The organism is Lentibacillus songyuanensis, assembly GCF_039548255.1.
Lineage (GTDB): Bacteria > Bacillota > Bacilli > Bacillales > Amphibacillaceae > Lentibacillus_C > Lentibacillus_C songyuanensis.
On record NZ_JBCLVH010000006.1, the window covers coordinates 1 to 23,979 of the forward strand.

General features: G+C 40.9%; 19 protein-coding genes, 5 tRNA genes and 1 rRNA gene. 24 read left to right on the plus strand and 1 reads right to left on the minus strand.

The window, feature by feature from the left end:
• Positions 1-283: 283 nt before the first annotated feature.
• The 11 genes from rrf to rocF all read left to right on the plus strand — a co-directional run bounded on the left by rrf (position 284) and on the right by rocF (position 6,867).
• Positions 284-399, plus strand: a 5S ribosomal RNA gene (rrf, locus tag WMZ97_RS07715).
• Positions 400-411: 12 nt separating this feature from the next.
• Positions 412-487, plus strand: a tRNA-Val gene (locus WMZ97_RS07720).
• 69 nt (positions 488-556) lie between these two features.
• A tRNA-Thr gene (locus tag WMZ97_RS07725) sits at positions 557-632 on the plus strand.
• 38 nt (positions 633-670) lie between these two features.
• Positions 671-755: transfer RNA gene (locus tag WMZ97_RS07730), tRNA-Tyr, on the plus strand.
• Positions 756-768: 13 nt separating this feature from the next.
• Positions 769-843, plus strand: a tRNA-Gln gene (locus WMZ97_RS07735).
• 53 nt (positions 844-896) lie between these two features.
• A tRNA-Lys gene (locus tag WMZ97_RS07740) sits at positions 897-969 on the plus strand.
• A gap of 193 nt (positions 970-1,162) precedes the next feature.
• Positions 1,163-2,452: a hydroxymethylglutaryl-CoA reductase, degradative gene (locus WMZ97_RS07745; RefSeq protein ID WP_343271518.1), complete on the plus strand. Its 1,290-nt coding sequence runs from the start codon at positions 1,163-1,165 to the stop codon at positions 2,450-2,452.
• Complete coding sequence (mvk, locus tag WMZ97_RS07750; RefSeq protein ID WP_343271519.1) at positions 2,449-3,411, plus strand: mevalonate kinase; 963 nt, start codon at positions 2,449-2,451, stop codon at positions 3,409-3,411. The genes WMZ97_RS07745 and mvk overlap by 4 nt, the downstream gene beginning before the upstream one ends.
• A gap of 136 nt (positions 3,412-3,547) precedes the next feature.
• The gene (mvaD, locus tag WMZ97_RS07755) at positions 3,548-4,525 is read left to right on the plus strand and encodes a diphosphomevalonate decarboxylase (protein WP_343271520.1); all 978 of its coding nucleotides are present in this window, start codon (positions 3,548-3,550) and stop codon (positions 4,523-4,525) included.
• A 12-nt stretch (positions 4,526-4,537) separates the two neighbouring features.
• The gene (locus WMZ97_RS07760; RefSeq protein WP_343271521.1) at positions 4,538-5,638 is read left to right on the plus strand and encodes a phosphomevalonate kinase; all 1,101 of its coding nucleotides are present in this window, start codon (positions 4,538-4,540) and stop codon (positions 5,636-5,638) included.
• 329 nt (positions 5,639-5,967) lie between these two features.
• Positions 5,968-6,867: an arginase gene (gene rocF / locus WMZ97_RS07765; protein WP_343271522.1), complete on the plus strand. Its 900-nt coding sequence runs from the start codon at positions 5,968-5,970 to the stop codon at positions 6,865-6,867.
• 92 nt (positions 6,868-6,959) lie between these two features.
• Here the strand turns inward: rocF and WMZ97_RS07770 are convergent, their stop codons facing one another.
• The gene (locus tag WMZ97_RS07770) at positions 6,960-7,118 is read right to left on the minus strand and encodes an aspartyl-phosphate phosphatase Spo0E family protein (RefSeq protein ID WP_343271523.1); all 159 of its coding nucleotides are present in this window, start codon (positions 7,116-7,118) and stop codon (positions 6,960-6,962) included.
• Positions 7,119-7,259: 141 nt separating this feature from the next.
• Between WMZ97_RS07770 and sigW the strand changes: the two genes are divergently transcribed.
• The 13 genes from sigW to WMZ97_RS07835 all read left to right on the plus strand — a co-directional run bounded on the left by sigW (position 7,260) and on the right by WMZ97_RS07835 (position 23,970).
• The gene (sigW, locus tag WMZ97_RS07775) at positions 7,260-7,823 is read left to right on the plus strand and encodes an RNA polymerase sigma factor SigW (RefSeq protein ID WP_343271524.1); all 564 of its coding nucleotides are present in this window, start codon (positions 7,260-7,262) and stop codon (positions 7,821-7,823) included.
• 16 nt (positions 7,824-7,839) lie between these two features.
• Entirely contained in the window at positions 7,840-8,475 is a 636-nt protein-coding gene (locus tag WMZ97_RS07780) for a zf-HC2 domain-containing protein (protein WP_343271525.1), read from the plus strand.
• Between the two features lie 211 nt (positions 8,476-8,686).
• A complete protein-coding gene (gene cdaA, locus WMZ97_RS07785; RefSeq protein ID WP_343271526.1) occupies positions 8,687-9,508 on the plus strand; it encodes a diadenylate cyclase CdaA in 822 nt (273 codons plus the stop codon).
• Positions 9,501-10,727, plus strand: coding sequence for a CdaR family protein (locus WMZ97_RS07790; protein WP_343271527.1), 1,227 nt, complete (start codon positions 9,501-9,503; stop codon positions 10,725-10,727). Before cdaA ends, WMZ97_RS07790 begins: the two co-directional genes overlap by 8 nt.
• 164 nt (positions 10,728-10,891) lie before the next feature.
• A complete protein-coding gene (gene glmM, locus WMZ97_RS07795; RefSeq protein WP_343271528.1) occupies positions 10,892-12,235 on the plus strand; it encodes a phosphoglucosamine mutase in 1,344 nt (447 codons plus the stop codon).
• 115 nt (positions 12,236-12,350) lie between these two features.
• Positions 12,351-13,019 (plus strand): response regulator transcription factor, encoded by a 669-nt coding sequence (locus WMZ97_RS07800; protein WP_343271529.1) that lies wholly within the window; start codon positions 12,351-12,353, stop codon positions 13,017-13,019.
• Positions 13,020-13,083: 64 nt separating this feature from the next.
• A complete protein-coding gene (locus WMZ97_RS07805; protein ID WP_343271530.1) occupies positions 13,084-13,293 on the plus strand; it encodes a hypothetical protein in 210 nt (69 codons plus the stop codon).
• Positions 13,294-13,325: 32 nt separating this feature from the next.
• On the plus strand, positions 13,326-14,702 hold the full coding sequence (locus WMZ97_RS07810; protein WP_343271531.1) for a sensor histidine kinase: 1,377 nt from the start codon (positions 13,326-13,328) through the stop codon (positions 14,700-14,702).
• 209 nt (positions 14,703-14,911) lie between these two features.
• Positions 14,912-16,699: a S9 family peptidase gene (locus WMZ97_RS07815; protein WP_343271681.1), complete on the plus strand. Its 1,788-nt coding sequence runs from the start codon at positions 14,912-14,914 to the stop codon at positions 16,697-16,699.
• 656 nt (positions 16,700-17,355) lie between these two features.
• Entirely contained in the window at positions 17,356-19,158 is a 1,803-nt protein-coding gene (gene glmS / locus WMZ97_RS07820; RefSeq protein ID WP_343271532.1) for a glutamine--fructose-6-phosphate transaminase (isomerizing), read from the plus strand.
• Between the two features lie 150 nt (positions 19,159-19,308).
• The gene (locus tag WMZ97_RS07825) at positions 19,309-20,148 is read left to right on the plus strand and encodes a TnsA endonuclease N-terminal domain-containing protein (RefSeq protein WP_343271533.1); all 840 of its coding nucleotides are present in this window, start codon (positions 19,309-19,311) and stop codon (positions 20,146-20,148) included.
• On the plus strand, positions 20,145-22,301 hold the full coding sequence (locus WMZ97_RS07830; protein WP_343271534.1) for a Mu transposase C-terminal domain-containing protein: 2,157 nt from the start codon (positions 20,145-20,147) through the stop codon (positions 22,299-22,301). Before WMZ97_RS07825 ends, WMZ97_RS07830 begins: the two co-directional genes overlap by 4 nt.
• Positions 22,276-23,970 (plus strand): ATP-binding protein, encoded by a 1,695-nt coding sequence (locus tag WMZ97_RS07835; protein WP_063636937.1) that lies wholly within the window; start codon positions 22,276-22,278, stop codon positions 23,968-23,970. Before WMZ97_RS07830 ends, WMZ97_RS07835 begins: the two co-directional genes overlap by 26 nt.
• Positions 23,971-23,979 lie beyond the last annotated feature (9 nt).

Consider the following 23,979-nt stretch of genomic DNA (forward strand, 5'->3'; position numbering starts at 1 on the left):
GTTGATAGGTCCGAGGTGGAAGCGTGGTGACACGTGGAGCTGACGGATACTAATCGATCGAGGACTTATCTATATCTTTGATACGTTGTTTGGATGACTCTTATTTAGTTTTTAGGGTATAAATTAAGATATGTCTTGCATTTTTTATGATAAATGCATATAATATATCTTGTCCTTGGTTTTAAACAGAAGAAATCTTGTTGAAGCGAGTTGGACAAACTCTAAAAGTAATCATGCAAGGTTATTCACATGTGTGAACAACATAGAATAACCATTCCATAGGTCTGGTAGCCATAGCGGAGAGGTCACACCTGTTCCCATGTCGAACACAGTAGTTAAGCTCTCCAGCGCCGATGGTAGTTGGGGCTTTGCCCCTGCAAGAGTAGGACGCCGCCAGGCTACATAGGTATCGGAGGATTAGCTCAGCTGGGAGAGCACCTGCCTTACAAGCAGGGGGTCGCAGGTTCGAGCCCTGCATCCTCCACCATTTAAAGAATGAGAATAAGCATTCTCGATGGTGTGCATACTTAGATAGGAACCTTTAGCTGCAAATCAAGCCGGCCTAGCTCAATTGGTAGAGCAACTGACTTGTAATCAGTAGGTTGGGGGTTCAAGTCCTCTGGCCGGCACCATTTTTTATGTATAAAATTTGATGATGTGTTAACAATACGGAGGGGTAGCGAAGTGGCTAAACGCGGCGGACTGTAAATCCGCTCCCTCAGGGTTCGGCAGTTCGAATCTGCCCCCCTCCACCATTATTTGTCTCGTTGGGCTATAGCCAAGCGGTAAGGCAGCGGGTTTTGATCCCGTCATTCCCAGGTTCGAATCCTGGTAGCCCAGCCAATTTAATTCTTGTCATTAATTACATAAACTCACAGAACTTAGACAAGTTGCACGAGCCATTAGCTCAGTCGGTAGAGCATCTGACTTTTAATCAGAGGGTCGGAGGTTCGAATCCTCCATGGCTCACTCTTCATTTGATAAAGAAATTCTAGCCTAACGCCAGCATACATAGTATAATGAGAAAAACAAGGTCGTTCTGTTATTAACAACCTTGTTTATTTGCATTTTATGCTGTTTTTTTACATAATGGAATAAGTAATTTTTTATGCGAAATGACAAATGATAGAGATATGATCTTATCTTAAAAAGGATGAGTGGAATGAGAACTTCTAGAATCCCTGGCTTTTATAATATGACGGTGGAAGAACGACGGGAAAGATTAGCTTCGACTCAAGCGCTTCACTATGAAGAATTATCGCAATTGCATCACACGGAATCGTTGCCCTTGGATACAGCGGATAATATGATCGAAAATGTGATTGGCACGTTCGCCTTACCGCTGGGGTTGGGCTTGAATTTTTTGATTAATGGTAAAGATTATGTGGTACCAATGGCTATTGAAGAACCTTCTGTTGTGGCCTCTGCCAGTTATATAGCTAAAATCGTCCGGGATGCCGGTGGATTTACGACGGAAGCAACTAAACGAGTCATGATCGGCCAAATCCAGATTGTTGGTTGTGAGGACTTCAAGGCTGCTAAAGATGCGGTTTTGGCGGAGAAGGATGCACTGATCAATGACGCCAACGCTGCATATCCAAGCTTGGTTGCCCGAGGCGGCGGGGCTGAGGATCTAGAAGTTAGACTGTTAAATGATAATGCCGAGTCAAATTATAGCAAAATGCTGGTCGTGCATATATATATTAATACTTGTGATGCAATGGGAGCCAATATTATCAATACGATGGTAGAATCGTTGGCACCAACAATGGAACAATTAACAGGTGGAAAAGTGTATTTGCGTATTCTTTCTAATTACACAGATCAGTGTTTGGCAAAAGCGACATGTGTCATCCCTCCAGCGTTGTTAGGGTCAGATATGTTTACTGGGGAAGAGGTGCGTGACGGAGTTGTACATGCATACGAATTTGCCGCCTCTGACCCCTATCGGGCTGTTACCCATAATAAAGGAATTATGAACGGAATTGATCCAGTGGTCATTGCCAGTGGTAATGATTGGCGTGCGGTGGAGGCTGCTGCCCATGCTTATGCAGCCCGCCATGGAAGATACAGTTCGATGACAACCTGGTCTGTTGATAGCCTAGGAAATTTAGTCGGTGAATTGGAACTGCCCATGTCGGTGGGGATTGTTGGTGGAGCAATACGTGTTCATCCAACGGCACAAGTTGCTCACACCCTATTAAATGTAACGTCTGCACAGGAGCTGGCGCAAGTCATTGTTGCGGTCGGTCTTGCGCAAAATCTTGGTGCATTAAAAGCCTTAGTGACTGAGGGTATTCAAAAGGGTCATATGGCATTACATTCTCGGTCTGTTGCAATGGCAGCAGGAGCTACTGGGGAGATGATTGATATTATTGCGGAACAATTAATCGAAGCGAAGGAAATCCGTGTTGGAAAAGCTAAAGAATTGGTGGAAGAATATATAAAATGAGTGCAGAAAAGGCAACAACTTCAGAACAAACAGCTATCGGATTAGCTCATAGTAAATTAATTTTAATTGGGGAGCACGCGGTTGTACACGGACAACCAGCTATTGCCATTCCATTTCCATTGGTTGGGGTAGAATCCATTGTGGAGCATGTACCGGGCGCGGTTAAGTTAGACAGCGCTATTTATCATGGTCCAATTGATTCCGCACCAGAGACCTTAGAGGGTATTGTTAACTGTGTGAAGGCATCCTTAAGAAAATTGGGATTGCCATGCAAAGATTTGTTGATTCGGATTAAATCCTCGATCCCGCCAGGCAAGGGACTGGGTTCAAGTGCTTCAGTGGCTATTGCAGTGGTTCGATCGTTATTTGCATACGCGGATGAACCCTATACCGAGGATGAGTTACTCCGTCTTGCCAACATTTCGGAAACATATGCACACGGCGCTCCAAGTGGGATCGATACATTGACAATTACGTCCGGATCTCCGGTTTGGTATGAAAAAGACAGACCATTTGATTTTATTCAGCCAAAAGCAGATTTTCACTTTGTGGTTGCCGATTCAGGACGAATGGGTGATACTAAATCTGCGGTGGAGTCGGTCGCACATTTATTTAAGTCGGCACCGAAGCGAATCCAAGCAAGTCTCGACCGAATCGGGGAAATTACCCATCAAGCTAGACGTGCGCTTGAAAAGGCTGGCAAGCATATTTTGGGAAAAACATTGAATGAAGCACAAAAAGAACTGGAAGCACTAGGTGTTAGTGATGCAGGATTAAACAGGCTTATATATATCGCACGACGTGAAGGCGCACTGGGAGCTAAGCTGACCGGTGGTGGCAATGGAGGCTGTATTATTGCGCTAGCACGTAATGAGGCACACTCTATTCAACTAACGGAAAAGCTGAAGAAATTCGGAGCTCATGCCGTTTGGCCATTTGTGTTACGGAAACAAATGTAATCAAACAGTACAAATACGAAATAGCAATTAGATAACAAAACATTTACAGGCAGTGGATCGCTTTCGTCATGGGAAGTGATTTCACTGCCCGTTAATGCGTGATAAATGCCAGATAAAATGTGAAATGAGGATAGCGATGAAGGCGACAGCTAGAGCACATACAAATATTGCGCTAATTAAATACTGGGGAAAGCGGGATGATAAGCTGATTTTGCCAATGAATAACAGTTTGTCATTGACACTGGATGGGTTTTATACGACAACGACAGTAACGTTTTCTGAAGAGCTTTCCCAGGATAATTTTTTTCTGAACGAGCAGGCTGTTACGGGTGAGCAGTCACGCCGTGTTTCTGCATTTCTCGACGTTATTCGAGATGAAACGGGGGTAACGAATTGGCATGCGGACGTCCGATCGATTAATCATGTTCCGACTGCGGCTGGATTCGCCTCCTCTGCTTCCGGATTTGCTGCCCTGGCTGCTGCAGCTGTAAAGGCTCTTAACGTATCCATTAGTGATCAGGAGTTATCCAAAATCACTAGAAGAGGATCAGGTTCAGCTTGCCGGTCGATCTATGGCGGGTTTGTGGAGTGGAAAAAAGGGAATAAAGAAGACGGTTCTGATTCCTTTGCTGTCCAGGTACAGGATGCAAATATTTGGGATGTACGGGTTGCTGCTGTTGTATTGTCAGAAACAGAAAAAAATGTATCCAGCCGGGAAGGGATGAAGCGGACGGTAACATCATCGCCATTTTACACCGGTTGGATGGATAGCATCCCTAAGGATTTAGAACAGATTAAGGCCGGAATCGCTGCCCATGACATTGAACAGGTCGGTAGTATTGCAGAAGCTAATTGTCTTAAGATGCATGCAACCATGTTAGGGGCCAATCCGCCAGTTATGTATTGGCATGATACAACGGTACGGGTTATGCAGGAAGTTCAAGCAATGCGGGAACAGGGAATCCCAGCATATTTTACCATTGATGCTGGTCCAAACGTAAAGGTGCTTTATCTACCGAATGATGAAGCGCAAGTCATAACCACACTTCGTAATATTCCTGGTGTACAAGAGGTTATAACAAGTCGACCGGGACAAGGAGTTACCTATCTATAGGAGTTGAAAATTTTGTCGAACAGATCTATAACCATTCAAGCACCGGGTAAGTTAATGGTAGCGGGCGAGTTTGCTGTTCTTGAGCCCTATCATCAGTTAGTTGTGATGGCAGTTAACCGCTATGTGTATGCAACTATTTCGGCTCAAGGCGAAAATCGACTATCATTGATGGACTTTGGGTTAACAGATCTGGAATGGGAATATAATCCAAGTAAATGCCATGTCCATTCATCGGATGAACGAATACGATTTGTAAAAGATGCGATGACGGTTGTTCTCTCCTATTTGTCAGAAAATGGTATTCCACTGAATAACTTTCACCTATCTATTAAAAGTGAATTAGATGATTCCTCGGGTAAAAAATACGGACTTGGTTCCAGTGCTGCAGTTGTGACATCGGTTGTTGCAGCGATTCTGCACCAGCATTTACCGACAAAGCCTACGAAAGAACTGATCTTTAAATTAGCGGCCATTGCTCATGTCAAAACGCAAGGTAGCGGATCGGGTGCCGATGTTGCTGCTTCATCCTATGGCGGTTTTCTTTTATATCGTTCATTTCAAGCGGACTGGCTGCTCGAACAATACACATTGGCACGTTCGATAACCGGGCTTGTGCAGCAGGATTGGTTATATTGCTCGGTTCAACCTATTGAGCTTCCGGATAACGTGCATATATGTATCGGCTGGACAGGCAGCCCTGCATCAACGTCTAAATTAATTCCTAGGATTCGCCAGTTGAACGAGGATCATCCTAAATGCTATGGACAGTTTCTACAAACGAGTGAACAGGCGGTTTCTTCCTTTATGAAAGGGATGGTTGCTGGTGATGTGGATTTATTATGCCGGGGGATTGTGGACAACAGACATGCCCTTGCAACGGTAGGTGAACATGCAGGAGTTGCAGTAGAGACTCCTTTGTTAAAAACGTTATGTGACTTGGCAGAAAAATATGGCGGCGTTGGAAAGCCTTCAGGTGCTGGCGGTGGTGATTGTGGAATTGCATTTATGCCAAATCAAGAAAAGGCGAACCAATTAATGAAGGCATGGCAGGATGCAGGAATCAAACCATTAACAATCGTCCCTTACCCATATGGGGCAAAGATAATAGAATAAGCGATGATTAAAAACAGATATCTCCGTGCAAGAGGTATCTGTTTTTAATCCCGCCTTAATGTTCTGCTTGTTTTACGCAGCGATTAAATTTAGTTGATGATTGCACTCCTTGGTCGATGTTTCCTTTAATCCGGCTGATGACCTAGCTGCCAGATTGATATTTTGCTGAGTTTGGCTGATGTTTCTGCTCCCGGGTTGATGTTTTCCTATAGTCGGCTGATGATCGCACGCCAAGTCTGTTCAATCAATTGTATATATATACACGCAAATGTTGAGTTGAGTCACCATGCCTCTTTTCGCTAAAATAAAGCTACAAGGGGGAGTATACGATGTTAAAAGATATGTCCATTATCGGAGTTCCAATGGATCTTGGCCAAAGCAGACGAGGCGTTGACATGGGGCCAAGTGCCATGAGGTATGCTGGTGCTATCGAAAAGTTACAACGCTTACATTATGATGTGGCTGACCTCGGAGATATACCGATTAATCGTCCGGATCCTGCACATGCCAAACAAGAGGGCAATTTAAGAAATTTACCTCAAGTAGCTGAAGCGAATCGAGTATTAGCGGAGATGGTAGACCAGGAGATTACCAAAGACCGCTTTCCATTAATTTTTGGTGGAGACCACAGTATTGCCATGGGCAGTTTGGCTGGTATTGCCAAACATTACCGTAATCTTGGGGTTATTTGGTATGACGCACACGGGGATTTGAATTCTGGAGAAACGTCTCCATCTGGGAATATTCACGGAATGCCACTTGCGGTTAGTTTGGGTATTGGCCACCCTACATTAACGAATATGCTAGATTATCAGCCTAAAGTGAAGCCAGAGAATATTGTTATTATCGGTGCCCGGTCACTGGATCCAGGAGAACGGCAGCTAATCAAAGATAGAGGAATCAAGGTATTTACGATGCATGAAATTGACCGGCTTGGGATGACAAAGGTGATGCAAGAAGCGATCGATTATTTACAGCATACGGATGGTGTTCATCTTAGTCTTGATCTTGATGGGTTGGATCCGTCCGAAGCACCAGGAGTTGGAACGCCGGTGCTTGGCGGCTTGACGTATCGTGAAAGTCATTTAGCGATGGAAATGCTTGCGGAAGCAGATATCCTGACATCGGCAGAATTTGTTGAAGTGAACCCAATATTAGACGATAAGAACAAGACAGCTATGTTAGCTGTAGGGTTAATGGGTTCTTTGTTCGGTGAAAAGTTGAAATAAAATAAACCGATAATCATAAAAAGACATCAAATTTCATATGCGAAATTTGATGTCTTTCTTATCCCGTATATATCCCCGTCATCAAAACATACTCAAGCACTTGCCGCCTCATATTGGTTATGATATTCATTTAATAACTTGTCTAATTGTTTACTAGATTGTACAACAACGTCCGATGCTAAACCATAGGAACAGCTTAATGAAATCATTTCACTACGCTGTTGTTCTATCTTTTCTATTAAATTTTCCACAAAACCGTCCTCCCATCTAGTATACTATAATATGAAATTACCCATATATTAGGAATATAAAACAAACGCTTTTTAAATAAATGAAACCTTTTTCAGGTTAATTCGTAACACAATTACCGCGGGACAGCGGAGGTACTAATCATGGAATGGATGATCATCGATAAAGTAAAACAGGTGCGTAAGGGAGACCAAGCTGCTTTTGAGGCGATTGTTTCCTTTTTTCAACATAAGATCTACCAGCATTGTTACCGAATGCTTGGGAATGTACATGAGGCGGAGGATGTCGCGCAAGAAGTTTTTATCCGCGCGTATATAAATATTGATTCGTATGATGAGAAGTGGAAATTCTCCACATGGCTTTATCGAATTGCTACAAATTTATCAATTGACCGCTTGCGAAAACGTAAGCCGGATTATTACCTTGATGCCGAAATAAAGGGTACGCAAGGATTAACGATGTATTCTCATGTACAGGCTGATTACCGACTGCCAGAGGAAGAAGTGGAAGGCTTGGAGATCCAGCGCTATATCCATAAAGAAATTTATGCGTTGCCACCGAAATATCGGGCAATTATTATCCTGAGGTATTTAGAGGAATTTCCCTTAAAAGAAATTAGCGAAATTCTGAACATGCCAATAGGAACCGTTAAAACTCGGATTCATCGGGGAAGAGAAGCATTGCGTAAAAAGCTTCGTCACGTGTGAAGGAGTGTGGACTAAGTTGGAAAGCGATCATCAAGCGATTAAGTTAATGCATAAATACTTTGATGGGGATTTACGAAAGACGGAAGAAGTATGGTTACTGCATCATTTAGAAAACTGTCACAGTTGTCAGCGGCATTTCCATGAATTAAAACGAACCATCACCTGGATTCAAAGCAGCGAGCCAATCGAAGCACCACATGACTTTACAAAAAGAGTAATGGAAAAGTTACCCCAGGAAAAAAAGCATGTTGGTTACAAACGGTGGTTAAAGGCACATCCGATTATCACGGCCGCTGCGTTGTTTATTGTAGTACTGTTTGGCGGATTGGTATCGGCTTGGAATCATGATAATCAGCTTGTCGTTTCCAAGCAGGATAATTTAATCATCGATGGCGACACAGTTATTGTTCCAGAAGGTGTCACGGTTTCCGGTGATTTACTTGTGAAAAATGGTGATTTACGAATTGACGGCACGATTGATGGCGATGTCACGTTAATCAATGGAAAACTTATCAATGAGAATATTGGTGAGGATGATCTCGTTGCAACGGTAGGCGGGGTACATGGAGAGTTTAAACAAGTCAATCAGGTATTTGATTGGATCTGGTATAAATTAAAGCATATTTTTGTGGCTGCATTTTCATTTGAATAATGTCTTTCACTGGGATAGTACGCTTCAATATGTTGATTCACGCAAGTATAATTGCTGCAGCAGTCACACTGCATAAGCTGCTTGCGTTTTTTGTTTTTGTAAGCGCATGTAATGCTTTTCTTCTTCAATACTCATAAGAACTTATGCTATAATATATACTGTTACTATGTGCAGAATGGATGAAATCTAATGGATAAAGGGAAGTGTAAACATGCTTGATGGGGGATTTGACCTTTTAAATTTGCTTCGAATCGGTGTCGACATTGCTCTCGTCTGGTATGTATTATATAAATTAATCATGTTAATCCGTGGAACAAAGGCCATCCAGTTATTGAAAGGAATTGCTGTCATCCTGGTAGTTTGGTTATTAAGTATTGTATTTGACCTGCAAACGGTTCAATGGCTGACAAATTATGCAATAACATGGGGTTTCCTTGTCATTGTTATCTTGTTTCAGCCAGAGCTTCGCAGGGCATTGGAACAGCTTGGCCGCGGTAATTTCTTTTCCAGAGGTGTAAAATCGGAGGAAGAGCGGATTGAACAAACGATTGAAGCTATTGTTCAATCGGCTAATTATATGGCTAAGCGGCGGATTGGTGCACTTGTTTCAATTACCCGTGAAACAGCAATGGGCGATTATACCGAAACAGGAATTCAGATCAACGGAAACCTGACCCACCAATTACTGACCAATATCTTCACCCCCAATACGCCGTTGCATGATGGCGCTGTGATTATCAAAGGGGAAGAAATCGTTGCGGCAGCTTGTTATTTACCTTTATCGGAAAGCCCGTTTATATCCAAGGAATTGGGAACAAGACACCGGGCAGCAATGGGAATCAGTGAAGTAACGGATGCCATAACCATTGTTGTATCGGAGGAAACCGGTGGTATCTCCTGTACACGAAGCGGTGAGTTACATAGGGATTTGGATCAGGACTATTTACGCGACTTTTTACGGGAAAATTTGTTGATAACCTTGAAGACCCCTGAATCAAAGTCATGGATCAAGAGGGGGAAGCGAAATGGATAATTGGTTTAAAAGTAAATGGTTTGTTCGAGCTGTTTCGTTGGCATTTGCGATCCTATTGTTCACATTTGTTAATGTAGAAATAAATGATAAAAATGCAGAAAATCGTTTTTTTGGTACATCACAAGCTACGCAAGCCGTTGATAATGTTCCTGTTGATATCCGTATTGATAAAGACCATGTCGTAAGCGGTGTTCCAGAGCATGTAAGAGTCTCTCTGGAAGGACCGCAAAGTATTGTTGCCCCGGTTGCGAAGCAGCGTAATTTTGAAGTGTTTGTCGATTTACGGGGATTGGGGGAAGGTGAGCATCAGGTTGAGATCCAATACGCCAATATATCGGATGATGTAAAGGTTTATATTGAACCGAAGACGATTGATGTTGTTATAGAAGAACGTTCGTCCAAGGAATTTAATGTAAATGTTGATTTTATCAATGAGGACAAGCTTCCAGATGGGTATGAAATCGGGGATGTTGACGTTAATCCGCAAACAGTGACGATACGCAGCTCCAAGAGTGTTGTTGATCAAATTGCTATTGTTAAGGTGTTTGTCGATGTAGGTGGGTTAACGGAATCGATAAAAAGCCGGGAACTTCCCGTTAATGTCTATGATAGTCAAGGGAATGAATTGAACGTAGGGATTGACCCTGAAAATGTAGAGATATCCGCTGCTATTAATAATCCAAGCAAAAAGGTTCCGGTTAGTGTTGAGACGACCGGGAAGTTACCAGAAGGATATGATCTAGCCTCCATATCATCTGATGTAGAAGAGGTAAGTATTTATGGGACAAGCAGTCAATTGGCGGACGTTGATCAGGTCACCACAGAGAAGGTTGACTTGTCAAAAATAACCGAATCAGGCACAATGGATGTTAATCTGGCGTTACCTGATGGAGTGAAATCTTCTAATAAGGATACGATAAAAGTAAAAGTTGAACTTGATCAAACGAAAACCATCAAGAATGTTCCTATTAACGTTGAGAATTTGGGAGATGACCAAGAGGTAACGTTTGTAAAGCCGGATAAGCCAAAAATGAATGTGACGGCTGCCGGCAAAGCAAAGGATATTGGCAAACTCACTTCCGATGATATACAACTATCTGTTGATCTGACCGATTTGGATGATGGTGAGCATAAAGTGCCGGTAACGATTGATGGTCCGGACGGCAGTGATCTTACGGGGGATTTTGATGAAGTGACGGTTGATATCACTGCTACCTAATGGTTGTATAGATATGCCGAATTTTAAATAGCATTTCCCAATCGATTAACGTATAAATAAACAAGAGTATAGACGTTATAAAATAACAGGGATGAATTGGATAAAAAGCATTTTGCTCTCACTTTGCAAGCGTTGGTTTAAATGGAGAAAAGGAGAGGTACAGCATGGGAAAATACTTTGGAACAGACGGTGTCAGGGGGATCGCAAACCTCGGTCTGACGCCAGAATTAGCATTTAAGATTGGCCGATTTGGCGGTTATGTATTAACGAAGGAGACAGAGAAACCCCGCGTGGTTATTGGTCGCGACACGAGGGTTTCCGGACACATGTTGGAAGGGGCACTTGTTGCGGGGTTATTATCAATCGGTGCGGAAGTCATGCGATTAGGTGTTATCTCTACTCCCGGTGTTGCTTATTTGACAAAAGCAACCAGCGCCCAAGCCGGCGTTATGATTTCTGCTTCCCATAATCCAGTTGAAGATAATGGCATTAAATTCTTCGGTCCGGACGGCTTTAAATTATCGGACGAACAAGAGGATGAAATTGAAAGCCTCATGGATGGAGAAGATAATTTGCCGCGCCCGGTAGGTGCTGATTTAGGGGTTGTCAATGATTACTTTGAAGGCGGCCAGAAGTATCTCTCCTTCCTTAAGGAGTCCATAGATAATGATTTTGAAGGATTACGAATTGCACTTGATTGTGCACATGGTTCAACGTCAAGCTTGGCAACCCATTTATTTGCCGATTTAGAAGCAGACATTTTCTCTATTGGTTCCTCACCGAATGGGTTAAATATTAATGATGGCGTTGGTTCGACACATCCAGAGAAGCTGCAGGAATTTGTTATTGAAAAAGACGCAGACATCGGGCTTGCCTTTGATGGTGATGGAGACCGCTTAATTGCTGTAGATGAATTAGGAAATATCGTTGATGGCGACAAGATTATGTTTATTTGTGGAAAGTATATGAATGAGAAGGGCTACTTACGTCATAATACAGTTGTGTCAACGGTGATGAGTAACTTAGGCTTCTATAAAGCATTAGAAGAACATGGCATGCGCAGTGATAAAACGGCTGTAGGTGACCGTTACGTCATGGCTGAAATGCGTAAAGGCGGCTACAATTTAGGCGGTGAACAATCCGGTCATGTGATCTTCCTTGATTACAATACAACTGGAGACGGAATGTTATCGGCATTACAATTAGTGAATGTTATGAAGGAAACAGGTAAAAAGCTTTCCGAGCTCGCAAATAAGATGGAAGTCTACCCACAAGTATTGAAAAATGTAAAAGTGACAGATAAGAATAATGCATTAACCAACCCGAAAATACAGGAAGCAATCGATGAAGTAGAACAGGAAATGAACGGGGAAGGTAGGGTTTTAGTACGTCCATCCGGAACAGAACCTCTTGTTCGTGTCATGGTAGAGGCCGCCACCAAGGAAGATTGTGAACGTTACGCAGATCGTGTAGCGAAAGTGATTGATGATTTGTTCGGAATGGAATAATTTATGAAAAAACTGCTCGTACTCGGGCAGTTTTTTTCGTTTTTTTCTTTTTAACGTTTCGAATATAAATTATGATACGATAAACCTATTATGAATCAACGAACGGAGGGCACGCATGATTACCATTTTAATTGTGGATGACGATCCGCATATTCGGGAGTTATTACGCTTTTATTTACAACGAGAAGGGTACCAAACCATCGAATCAGCAGACGGTGAGAAGGCATTGGATCAATTAGAAACAGAAACAATTCACTTAGCGATCGTTGATGTGATGATGCCGAATATTGATGGCTATCAATTATGTGCACAAATCCGTGACGTATACGATATTCCCGTAATCATGCTGACGGCAAAAGGAGAGGTCGCAGATAAGGAGAAGGCCTATCGGGCGGGGACAGATGACTATGTGGTAAAGCCATTTGAACCAAAGGAAATCCTCTTCCGGATCAAGGCGCTGCTTAGACGATTTCAAATGACCAGTGAAGAGATCATCACGATTGGCAGTACGGTAATCAATCGAAAAAGCTATGAGGTAACTGCACAAGGAAAGACATTGATTTTACCGTTGAAAGAATTTGAATTGCTTGCCCAGCTGGCCAGCCATCCGAATCGGATCTTTACCCGTGAACAGTTAATTGCGTTCGTATGGGGGAATGATTTTGCAGGAAATGATCGAACGGTGGATGTCCATATCAAGCGGCTGCGTGAACGCTTTGCCAAATTTCCACAGGATTTCACGATTCAAACAGTACGAGGGTTGGGGTACAAGCTGGAAATTTAACCTGATCGTGTGTGCATCGGCTGAATCATGTGAGCATCAACCGAAAAATGAGAAACATCGACCTGTGAGCGCGAATATCAACCGAAAAGGCGAAAACATCGACCTGGGAACACGAACATCAACCGAAAAAGCAAAAATATCGACCTGGGAACGTGAACAACATCCTGAAAAAGCGGGGGCTACTAGCTTAATGTCGTTATATCTTGAGGCAACGAATGTTACCGTTTGTTCATCTTCCGTTCATCCTTTTCTTTTATCATGGCGTTTAGGATGATTAGTTCGGCAACAGGTATGGAGGAGGATGTCATGCGAACATTATATGTCAGAATAATTGTTGTTACTATGGTTATTATGATTGTCAGTTCCATCATCGCATTTGTGGCAACGAATGTTTATTATCATTTCATACTTAAACCGGAAAATGATCAGAAAGTAACGGATATCGCCCATGATATTGTTGCTGTATTTGAGGAAAACAAAGATAGTGACTTGGACCACTATTTGGAAAACATGTCGGAATTGGGGTATGCGTTTTATGTGATCGATGAAGATGGGCAACGGCATCATTATGGTATTCGATTTGACAATACAGATTTGAGAGCCACCGACATTCGTGCTGTTTTAAATGGATCAACATATCATGGAATTGCACAGTATCCGTGGAAACTATTTGTTACCGGCTTTTTCAGTAATGAATTAAAAAACACAGTGGGCGTTCCGTTAGTAGTAGATGGGAAGCACAAGGCACTGTTTGTTCGCGCAAATACCGAGCGGCAATTTGGGGAAATGCGGATATTTTTAGCAGTCCTGCTCGTACTCGTATTACTTATCAGCTTTTTACTGGTGTTGCTAAGTACCCGTTATATTATTAAACCAGTTCGAGCACTGACGGAGGCAACGAAGAAAGTGGCTGGAGGTAATTATCATCTAAAGCTTCCGATTAAGCGGCATGATGAAATAGGGGATCTAGCCAGACACTTTTCTCAAATGAGCAACACATTAGAACATGTTGAAGAGAAGCGACAGGAATTTGTATCCAATGTTTCCCATGAAATTCAGTCACCATTAACTTCGATACAAGGGTTTTCCAAGACATTGCGTTTGGAGGATTTAACGCAAGCGGAACAGAACTACTATTTAGAAATAATCGAAAAGGAAACAAAGCGGTTATCGGTATTAAGCAAGCAGCTATTAACCTTGTCCATGTTAGATAAAGAGGCAAAAGTGGAAGAAAGTATATCCTATAATTTATCAGACCAGCTTAAGGAGGTTGTCTCCACAACACGATGGCAGTGGCAGGAAAAGGAGCTGGCGCTTGATTTGGAGTTAGGTGATGTGTCGATTGCTGGTGACCAGAGGCTTCTGCATCAGGTTTGGCTGAATTTGCTTACCAACGCTATTCGTTATACAAATTCAGGGGGAACGATATCCATCCAGGTGAACGCAAAGAAAACAGCGGCGGAGGTAGTTGTTACAGATACAGGTGTAGGTATCGATTCGAACGATATTTCCTATCTGTTTGACCGTTTTTACAAAGTCGATAAAGCACGAAATCGAACGAACCAAAGTACTGGTCTTGGTTTAGCGATTGTAAAGAAAATTGTCGAACTGCATAATGGAACGATCATGGTGGAAAGTGAGCTTGGAAAAGGGACGATGTTTCGGGTTACGTTACCTAAGTGAATTTAAGTGAGGCAGTTGAAATCATCAAAAGCATTTCCCGGGAAATAATTTGGCGAAATATAGGGATTGGCGTTGGTCGTATTTAAATCTGATCTTTCAAATGCGAACTTTCTCTGTGAATAATGAGAGAATTGAGATATAATGGCACTGTTGCATAATAAGCATTATTCAAAACATCTAATGCTTTTCATAACTCAAGGGGGAATATGATGATTAAGTTTCAAAAGCCTACGGTAGAGCAGTTTTTCCGAACCTATGCGATTTCCAATTTCGCGGTCAGTAAGGATGAAACACGGCTCATTTTCAGTTCGAATTTGAATGGTACAATGAATCTATGGGCGATGGATTTACCGGATAACTATCCATATCTGTTCGCCCATCAAGATGATTCGTGCAGTTTTATTACATTTGATCCGGAAAATCGCTATGTATTAGCGGGCTTTGATCATGATGGGGATGAAAACCACCATATTTATGCCATTCCATATGATGGTGGTCTGCCTGAACCTTTAATTGGGGGGAATGCTAAGGATAAGTATTATTTTTCCCATTTAAGTGATGATGGAGAACGAATCTACTATATGACCTCAGAGGAGAATCCATCGTTTTTAAACGCACATGTTTATGATTTGGCGGATGAGTCAGATACGTTAATTAACAAAGGGGAACAATCGCCAACTGAATTGGTAGCTGTATCTGAAGATGAACAGACATTCGTTTATTTACGAGCCTATGCCAATACATATGTGACTAGCTTAGTGAAAGTTGGGAATGATGAATTTAGCCTTACACCAGACCCGAACCAGGTGCATGTTACCTTTGATCCTGTCTTTGTAGATAATGCTACGATCTATTTTGTGACGGATTATGAAAGTGAGTACCAATATTTGGCTAAATTTGATTTGCGGTCCAAGGAATTCTCTACGATTGTTACCATAGAGCAGGAAAGTATCCAATCACTAAAATATAATAAGCAGCAACATATGCTTTACCTTGTTACCGAGGATGGTGTAGTGGATAAGCTGTACCGATATAATTTAACGAATAGTGAGCTGGAAAACATGCCATTGCCTGTCGATGTTGTTGGGAAATTGCATGTGGCTGATTCTGGAGCATTGTATGTACTGGGTATTAATGCTGCCGTCCCTGCCAATATTTTTTACTCCACGGATGGAATTAACTGGAATAAGTTAACCAAAAATACAGTACTAGGTGTTGGCAGTGAAGAAATGGTACAGCCGGAAGTGGTTACCTATAGATCATTTGATGGCATGGAGATAGAGTCATTATTATTTAAGGCAGATCGGAAATATGATAATGGTTATACCATTTTTTGGCCGCATGGTGGTCCGCAAGCGGCAGAACGGAAAACGTTTCGTTCTATGTTTCAATGCTTTCTCAACCGTGGTTACAGCATCTTTGCCCCGAACTTCCGCGGGAGCACTGGTTATGGGTCTTCATTTGTGAAATTAGTTGAGCAAGACTGGGGAGAAGGTCCACGACTGGATTGTGTTGCTGGAATCGAATGGTTGTTTGCCAACAATATTGCTGATCGTGACAAGCTATTCCTGGTTGGCGGCAGCTTTGGCGGGTACATGGCTTTATTGTTACATGGACGTCACAGTGAATATTTCAAGGCAGTTGTCGATTTATTTGGCCCATCTGATTTGTTCACATTTGTTAACTCTGTCCCGCCACATTGGAAGCCAATTATGGAGCGATGGATAGGTGATCCTGAACGTGATAAGGAACGATTCAGCAAGGATTCACCAGTAACCTATCTAGATGGCATGGTGAAGCCGATGCTCGTTATTCAAGGGGCAAAGGATCCACGCGTCGTGAAAGAAGAGTCCGATCAAATTGTTGCCAGATTAAAAGAACAAGGCCGTGACGTCGAATACTTTGTTATGGACGATGAAGGACATGGTTTCTCGAAAAAGGAAAATGAGATCGAAGTATATAAACGGATGTTGGACTTTTTAGAAAAGCATCAGTAATTTGCGGACAGATTTCCTTATAGATCAGGGAATCTGTTTCGTTATGTTAAGAAAAATACAAGCGCCAGATCATTTATTTCTATTTTGGCTGAAGTTCACAAATTCACATAATATTTTGTCCTATTAATAGCATTTGAACAGAAGACGAAAACAGTACATATACTATACATAGCTACCACAAAAAAGTGTTGACCAACTTATTCGTTGTCGGTTAAAATAAATGGTACGCATTTGGAATGTGCTACTAGTGGTAGAATACAGTCAAAAAAGAAAGGAGCATAGAGTTACTGTTAAAAAGCGCCAGAACTATTTGCAGCCGTTTGTGGGAAAATAGTTGACGAGGTGGAGGCTAATCGAATGTTTTCGGCGGGTTCCTCCCGATTGTACATCTCAATCGTTATGCTTTTGTCTGAAAACAATGAGGTGACTTGTTGTACAAAGGAAAAAGCGAGATGACAAAAATATAATCACGAGAAAGGGGCAGCAATACGCCCCAAAGCAGAGGTTAAATGGTAGAGGTCCGATGTCAGAAGAAGTTTGGTCAGTATGCCAAATTCAATGATCATCCGTCCTTTAAACGTTTAAAACCTGTTGTAAAGAGAAGTCTTCTTATGAAGAAAGGGTCGTCTGTTGCCCCTCATTAGGAGGACAACAATATGTGTGGAATTGTCGGATATATTGGCCAGAAAGATGCGAAAGATGTTTTATTAAACGGATTAGAAAAATTGGAATACCGTGGATACGATTCAGCTGGTATTGCGATGCTTCATGACGATGATATGAACGTATTTAAAGGAAAAGGTCGGATTGCTGCGCTTCGAGATCGTGTCGATAATTCCGTTCAGGCAACAATGGGGATCGGTCATACACGCTGGGCAACACATGGTAGCCCAAATGAGGAGAATGCCCATCCACATCAAAGTGCATCTGGCCGATTTACGCTTGTTCATAATGGTGTCATTGAAAATTATCAGGAGCTCCGTGATATTTACCTTCAAGATACCACCCTTGTTAGCGAAACGGATACTGAGATTATTGTACAACTAGTTGAAGAGCTGGTTGAAAAATATCCAGAGACAGCTGAGGCATTTCGCCAGGCAATTTCTTTGTTGAAGGGATCCTATGCTATTGCATTGATTGATAGAGAGGATCAAAATACGTTATATGTTGCCAAAAACAAAAGTCCGCTACTTATCGGACTGGGTGATGGTTTCAATGTCGTCGCAAGTGATGCAATGGCAACCTTAAAGCTGACGAATCAATATTTGGAAATTCATGACCAGGAGATTGTACTGATAAGCCGCAACTTTGTGGAAGTACAAAAACTGAATGGTGAAGCTGTAACGCGCAAGCCATATACGGCAGAAATTGACGCAAGTGACATGGAAAAAGGTACGTATCCGCATTTTATGTTAAAAGAAATCGATGAACAGCCATTTGTCATGCGTAACATTATGAAGGAATACCAAACAGAAAATAATAAACTCAAGCTTGATTCAAATATTCGCCAGGCAATGAAGGCATGTGACCGCATTTATATTATTGCAGCGGGCACAAGCTATCATGCCGGATTGGTTGGTAAAGAATTTATTGAAAAACTTGCTGGCATTCCGGTAGAGGTTCATATTGCCAGTGAATTTTCCTATAACATGCCACTGTTATCCGCAAAACCATTATTTATTTTTATTTCGCAAAGTGGTGAAACAGCGGATAGCCGTGCTGTATTAGTAAGGATTAAAGAAATGGGACATCCCGCACTGACGATTACGAATGTGCCAGGATCTACCCTTTCTCGTGAAGCGGATTACACATTAAATTTATATGCAGGCCCAGAAATTGCAGTCGCATCCACCAAGGCGTATACAGCACAGATAGCTGTTCTTGCTATCCTAGCGGTTGATACGGCTCAAGCAAAAGGACTCCCATTAGATTTTGATCCCATGCAAGAGCTTGCAATTGTTGCAAATGCAATGGAAGTATTAACAGATCAGAAAGATACGATAGAGGAATTAGCACGCGATTATTTTGCTACCACCCGTAATGCATTTTTTATCGGACGCAGCTCGGACTATCATGTTTGCCTTGAGGGTGCGTTGAAGTTGAAAGAAATTTCCTACATCCAGGCAGAGGGATTTGCTGGTGGGGAATTGAAACACGGCACCATTGCTCTGATTGAAGAAGGCACACCTGTTATTGCTTTAGCAACACAAGCAAATGTCAATTATTCGATTCGTAGCAACGTTCAGGAAGTTGCAGCTCGTGGTGCAAATGCACTAATCGTTAGCATGCTAGGCTTGGAGCAGGATAGCGATGCATTTGTATTGCCACACGTGCATGAATTATTGACGCCGTTAGTGTCGGTTGTACCGTTACAGTTATTGGCGTATTATGCTGCATTGCATCGTGGTTGTGATGTCGATAAGCCGAGGAACTTGGCGAAGAGTGTGACGGTGGAGTAAGGTATGGAGAATGGAAGGTTGTATTGTAGTTTTAAAATAAAGTTTAACTGTTTATAAAAAAGTTTGACCGTTTTAAAAAAAGATTAACCGTTTATAAAAAAGTTGCACCGTTTTACCCCTTTGGATATGATTGTCTAAAGGGGTGTTTTTATGTCCAAAAGAAAAAGAACATCTACAGTGGAAAAATGGATCAAAGAAGGTCGTGGTACAGGAACAGGTACAGACTACCGGCCATGGCTAAAGATTCAAGATGTTTCATCATTAGGTCGGTCAACGAGGTTAAAAGGCATTAAAACTAGTAGACAGCACGAATTTTTATCAGACTTAGAGCGAAACTACTTTTACTTGACTGAATTTTCTGATGTTATTACAGATATAAGAGAGCAGTTTCCTTTATTACCTCAAGAAGAAACGCTTTTGATAGCAGATGAACTTGGAATAAAGCATCCTAGAAATCCGAAAAACGGAGAGCCTATTGTAATGACAACGGATTTTTTATTGACAATTAATAAAGGGCAAGGGATTCATGAAGTCGCACGTACAATTAAAGTGAAAGATGAGTTATTAAAAGAGAATGTACTTGAGAAGTTCGAAATTGAAAGAGAATATTGGAAGCGTAAAGGAATTGATTGGGGTATTGTAACAGAAGAAGAAATCAATAAAATAATTGCGAGAAACATTAGCTATATTCACGATTATTATGATATTTGTAGCTATGATGTGTTTCAAGAATTGAATGCGAAAAACATTGAAGACTTGGTTATGTCATTACTAAGTAGATTGCTAGATAGTTCGGCAAGCATAAGAACAATTACAAATGAATTCGATATAGATACACACCTGCCAATTGGTAGTGGTGTTACGCTTTTTTATCACTTACTTGCTAGAAAAATTATTGTCATTGATTTGCAAAAGCCATTGGATTTAGAGCAGTCGATTGAAATTAAGTATATTGATGAAAGCAACTTGAAGAAGGTGAAATATGGATGATTTATATTAATCAAGTACTTCAATATACAGTAGATTCTAAACGGATTCGTATCATTGAGATGGAAGAGTTTCATGTGTTTATTGTTGATATTGATGCAATTAGTTCCATGCCGAAAAAGGAATTATATTCGAATCTAATAGAGGAAATCCAGCAAGGTGAATTACTTCTGATTAGCGATCCATTTGCAAAAGTAATAATAGATAGTGAATTATCCGACATTCGAATTCAGAAAAGAGATGAGGGTTGGTCGATTATTCAACATTATTGTTTAGAACACATGGAAGCATTGCTTCAAAAAGGTGGTCGTGAAAAGAAAATAAAAGAAATTGCAGATGAAAGTGGAACAAGTTCTACGAAAATGAAAAAGCTACTTAGCCGTTATTGGCAGCGAGGTATGACGAAAAATGCAATGCTCCCTGATTACTCGAATTCGGGAGGAAAAGGTAAAACAAAAACTTTAAATAAAGCTAAGGTAGGTCGCCCACGAAAGGTGAGTATCAGTAATGAATATCAAACAGGTATTAATATTACGGATGAAGTAAAAGTTCAATTTGAACACGCCATTAACAAGTATTACCGAGCTTCAAATAACTATTCGTTGAAAGATGTTTATAATTTCATTCTGCGTGACTTCTATTCTGATCGCTATAAGGAAAATGGTGAGATGAAGTACCGTATTTGGGATGCCACTCGAATTCCCTCATATCATCAATTTTACTATTGGTTTAAAAAACTTGAAGACCCGAAAAAGGATATTCAGTTCCGTAAAAGTACAAAGGAATATGAATTGAAACATCGTCCGATTTTAAGTGATTCCAAATCAGAAACAAATGGTCCGGGTACAAGATTTCAATTTGACGCAACCATTGCAGATATTTATTTAGTTAGTTCACTTGACGTAAATAAAGTAATTGGGCGACCAGTTATTTATGCAGTACTTGATGTGTATTCACGTATTATTACAGGTCTTTATGTTGGACTAGAAGGTCCATCATGGATCGGTGCAATGATGGCTTTAGATAATATGGTTGCTGACAAAGTAGGGTTCTGTAAGCAATATGGAATTAATATTACACCTGAGCAATGGCCAACACATCATTTGCCTGAAATTATTATCGCCGACCGGGGTGAGTTTGAAGGCTATTCTGTAGAGAATTTAATTAACAATCTTAATATTAAAATTGAGAATACTACAGCTTATCGTGGAGATTTGAAAGGGATTGTTGAAAGGAAATTCCGTACGTTTAATGGGAAGGTAAAGCAAAAAGCTCCCGGAGCAATTCAAAAGGAATATAGAGAACGTGGAGATCAGGATTATCGCTTAAATGCTACGCTGAATTTAAGGGAATTTACATCTCTAATTATTACAATGGCGCTTCATCATAACCAAAAGGTCATTGATAAATATCCTGTTGAAAAAGAAATGGTGGCTGATGGACTAGTGCCAACTCCGATTAACTTATGGAATTGGGGTATTCAAAATCGTAAAGGAAGGTTAAGAACAGTTGATCGAAATATTCTTCGTCTGAACGTGCTTCCACGTGGGAAAGCGACAATTTCAAGAGCTGGAATTAAGTTTAAAAATCTTCTTTATGGTTCTCGTCAAGCTATTGAAGAGCAATGGTATTTAAAGTTGAAAAATAGAAGTCTAGAAATCGTTTATGATCCACGACATATTGAAAAAATCTATATTCCCCACGATAACGGAATAGATTTTGAGACGTGTATTTTATTAGAGCCTAGTCAGCAATATAAAGGTGACTTCTTGGAGGAAATTGTCTTTCAGCAACATCTTCGGAATGAACTAGAAGGAATGGAACGAACAAATCAAATTCAGCTTACGGTAAATACTGATGCAGCATTGGAAGAGATTATAAAAAAAGCCGTGAAGAACAAAAAAGAATCTTTCAATCAGCCAACTAGTAAGAAAGCTAAAATAGCAGCTATTCGTGAAAATAAGGATGTTGAAAAACAGTTAAATCGTGAAGCTGAAAAGTTTGATTTATTACCTAATAAGGCTAGTGAATCAGCTGACGTAATCGACTTTGTTACAAAAGAGAAGATTGATGAAACACCACCTAAGAAACCAGGCTCACGTCTTATGGAAAAACTAAAGAAGAAGCGAGATGAGGAATTTGGGAAAGACAAATGACATGGTTGTCTTAAAAGGGGATTTTGAGAAAGCTGTCTATAAGGAGCAACTTTTAAATGAATATACCAATAATCCTTTCATCGAAGCTCTTCCACCTATATTTAATGAGGATGATGTGCTAGAGCGATTTATGGTGACTCCACGAATTAGTGAGCAAGATAAGTTAAGTGAAACGAATATTCGTTATCACGTCTTAAAACGTGTAAGGAATTTTATCCAGCCGTTACCGATTCATTTCGAGGTAGAACGTCGATTGTCTACATTGATTCGAAGAGGTTACTTGGCGCGAAATCCATTAGATAGAACATTTCTAGAGCGTGTTCGGGTGTTGCATGAATTGCGTGAAGAAGAGGAAACAGCTCACAAATATATAGATGAACGACTAAATTATATTCGTTCAACTGCCGATAGCTTATCCATTATCGGTATTTCAGGAATTGGTAAAACAACAGCAATTGAACGTCTTTTGCTTATGTATCCACAAGTGATCAAGCATGAAGAATACAAAGGACAACCGTTTAATCGAACTCAAATTGTTTGGCTTAAAATTGACTGCCCGTATGATGGAAGTTTATCTACACTTTGCAAAAGCTTTTTCAAAGCAATTGATGATTTACTAGGCACTCGATATTTAGAAAAGTACGGTTATTTGAACCGTGTGACATCGACAATGTTATTGCACATGACATCGTTAGCAAGTATGTACGGCATCGGTGTTCTAGTAATTGATGAAATCCAGCACTTACTACATTCCAAAAATGAACAGGAAGAAATGTTGAATTTTTTTGTAACACTGTCTAATACAGTTGGTATTCCTACGGTTTTAATCGGAACTTCTAAAGCACAAAAACTATTCAAAGGAAACTTCAGACAAGCAAGACGGGCAGCGAGTGATGGAGCTATTATTTGGGATCGTATGGACGAAAATAGTGAAGAGTGGGAGTTTTTCCTAGAGACACTTTGGGAATTACAGTGTTTAAAAACCCATTCTGAGCTTACAGAGGAGACAAAGAAGGCATTTTATTATGAATGCCAAGGGATTACTGCTGTTGCCGTGAACCTATTTATTCTAGCGCAAGAACGAGTATTATTTGATGAGGACAACCCGGCTGAAATCATTACACCACAAGTATTAAAAAAGACTGCTAGGGAAGATATGCAAACGATTCAACCAATGATGACAGCTATTCGGACGAACAATTTTGCCGATATGATGAAATATGAAGATATTATGATTAACTTGGATGAAGTCATGCTGAATCACAAGCGAAATACTGAAATGACAGGACGTATTCAAGAAGCATTTAAAGAGCGCCAAAATACAATCGAGTATAAACGTCAAGACATGATTGGGAACTTAAGTGTTGAAGTGGCAGCCCTTGGTATTTTTGATAGTTTGAAAGAAAACGATATTAAAAAGCTCGCACAAAAAATAGTTGAGGAAAATCCACTTGATACTGAATTTCATCAACTTAAATCAGATGTGATTCAGCAGGCGATTGCATTAAATCAACAAAAGAAAGATCAAAAAGCAAAGGCAAAAGCAAAAAATGCAGAGATTCTACCATTGCTAAAGCTAAGAAAGCAAGCGTTAGACAAAAAGCAACACCCCTATGAATTATTAAAAGCAAATGGATACATTAAAAATCCTTTGGAGGAATTCTACTAGGAGGGAACG

Excerpts from the sequence above, each read along its gene's own strand:
- WMZ97_RS07745 (WP_343271518.1), top strand. The coding sequence starts at position 1,163 with ATGAGAACTTCTAGAATCCCTGGCTTTTATAATATGACGGTGGAAGAA.
- mvk (WP_343271519.1), top strand. The coding sequence starts at position 2,449 with ATGAGTGCAGAAAAGGCAACAACTTCAGAACAAACAGCTATCGGATTA.
- mvaD (WP_343271520.1), top strand. The coding sequence starts at position 3,548 with ATGAAGGCGACAGCTAGAGCACATACAAATATTGCGCTAATTAAATAC.
- rocF (WP_343271522.1), top strand. The coding sequence starts at position 5,968 with ATGTTAAAAGATATGTCCATTATCGGAGTTCCAATGGATCTTGGCCAA.
- sigW (WP_343271524.1), top strand. The coding sequence starts at position 7,260 with ATGGAATGGATGATCATCGATAAAGTAAAACAGGTGCGTAAGGGAGAC.
- cdaA (WP_343271526.1), top strand. The coding sequence starts at position 8,687 with ATGCTTGATGGGGGATTTGACCTTTTAAATTTGCTTCGAATCGGTGTC.
- WMZ97_RS07790 (WP_343271527.1), top strand. The coding sequence starts at position 9,501 with ATGGATAATTGGTTTAAAAGTAAATGGTTTGTTCGAGCTGTTTCGTTG.
- glmM (WP_343271528.1), top strand. The coding sequence starts at position 10,892 with ATGGGAAAATACTTTGGAACAGACGGTGTCAGGGGGATCGCAAACCTC.
- WMZ97_RS07800 (WP_343271529.1), top strand. The coding sequence starts at position 12,351 with ATGATTACCATTTTAATTGTGGATGACGATCCGCATATTCGGGAGTTA.
- WMZ97_RS07810 (WP_343271531.1), top strand. The coding sequence starts at position 13,326 with ATGCGAACATTATATGTCAGAATAATTGTTGTTACTATGGTTATTATG.
- WMZ97_RS07815 (WP_343271681.1), top strand. The coding sequence starts at position 14,912 with ATGATTAAGTTTCAAAAGCCTACGGTAGAGCAGTTTTTCCGAACCTAT.
- glmS (WP_343271532.1), top strand. The coding sequence starts at position 17,356 with ATGTGTGGAATTGTCGGATATATTGGCCAGAAAGATGCGAAAGATGTT.
- WMZ97_RS07825 (WP_343271533.1), top strand. The coding sequence starts at position 19,309 with ATGTCCAAAAGAAAAAGAACATCTACAGTGGAAAAATGGATCAAAGAA.
- WMZ97_RS07830 (WP_343271534.1), top strand. The coding sequence starts at position 20,145 with ATGATTTATATTAATCAAGTACTTCAATATACAGTAGATTCTAAACGG.
- WMZ97_RS07835 (WP_063636937.1), top strand. The coding sequence starts at position 22,276 with ATGAGGAATTTGGGAAAGACAAATGACATGGTTGTCTTAAAAGGGGAT.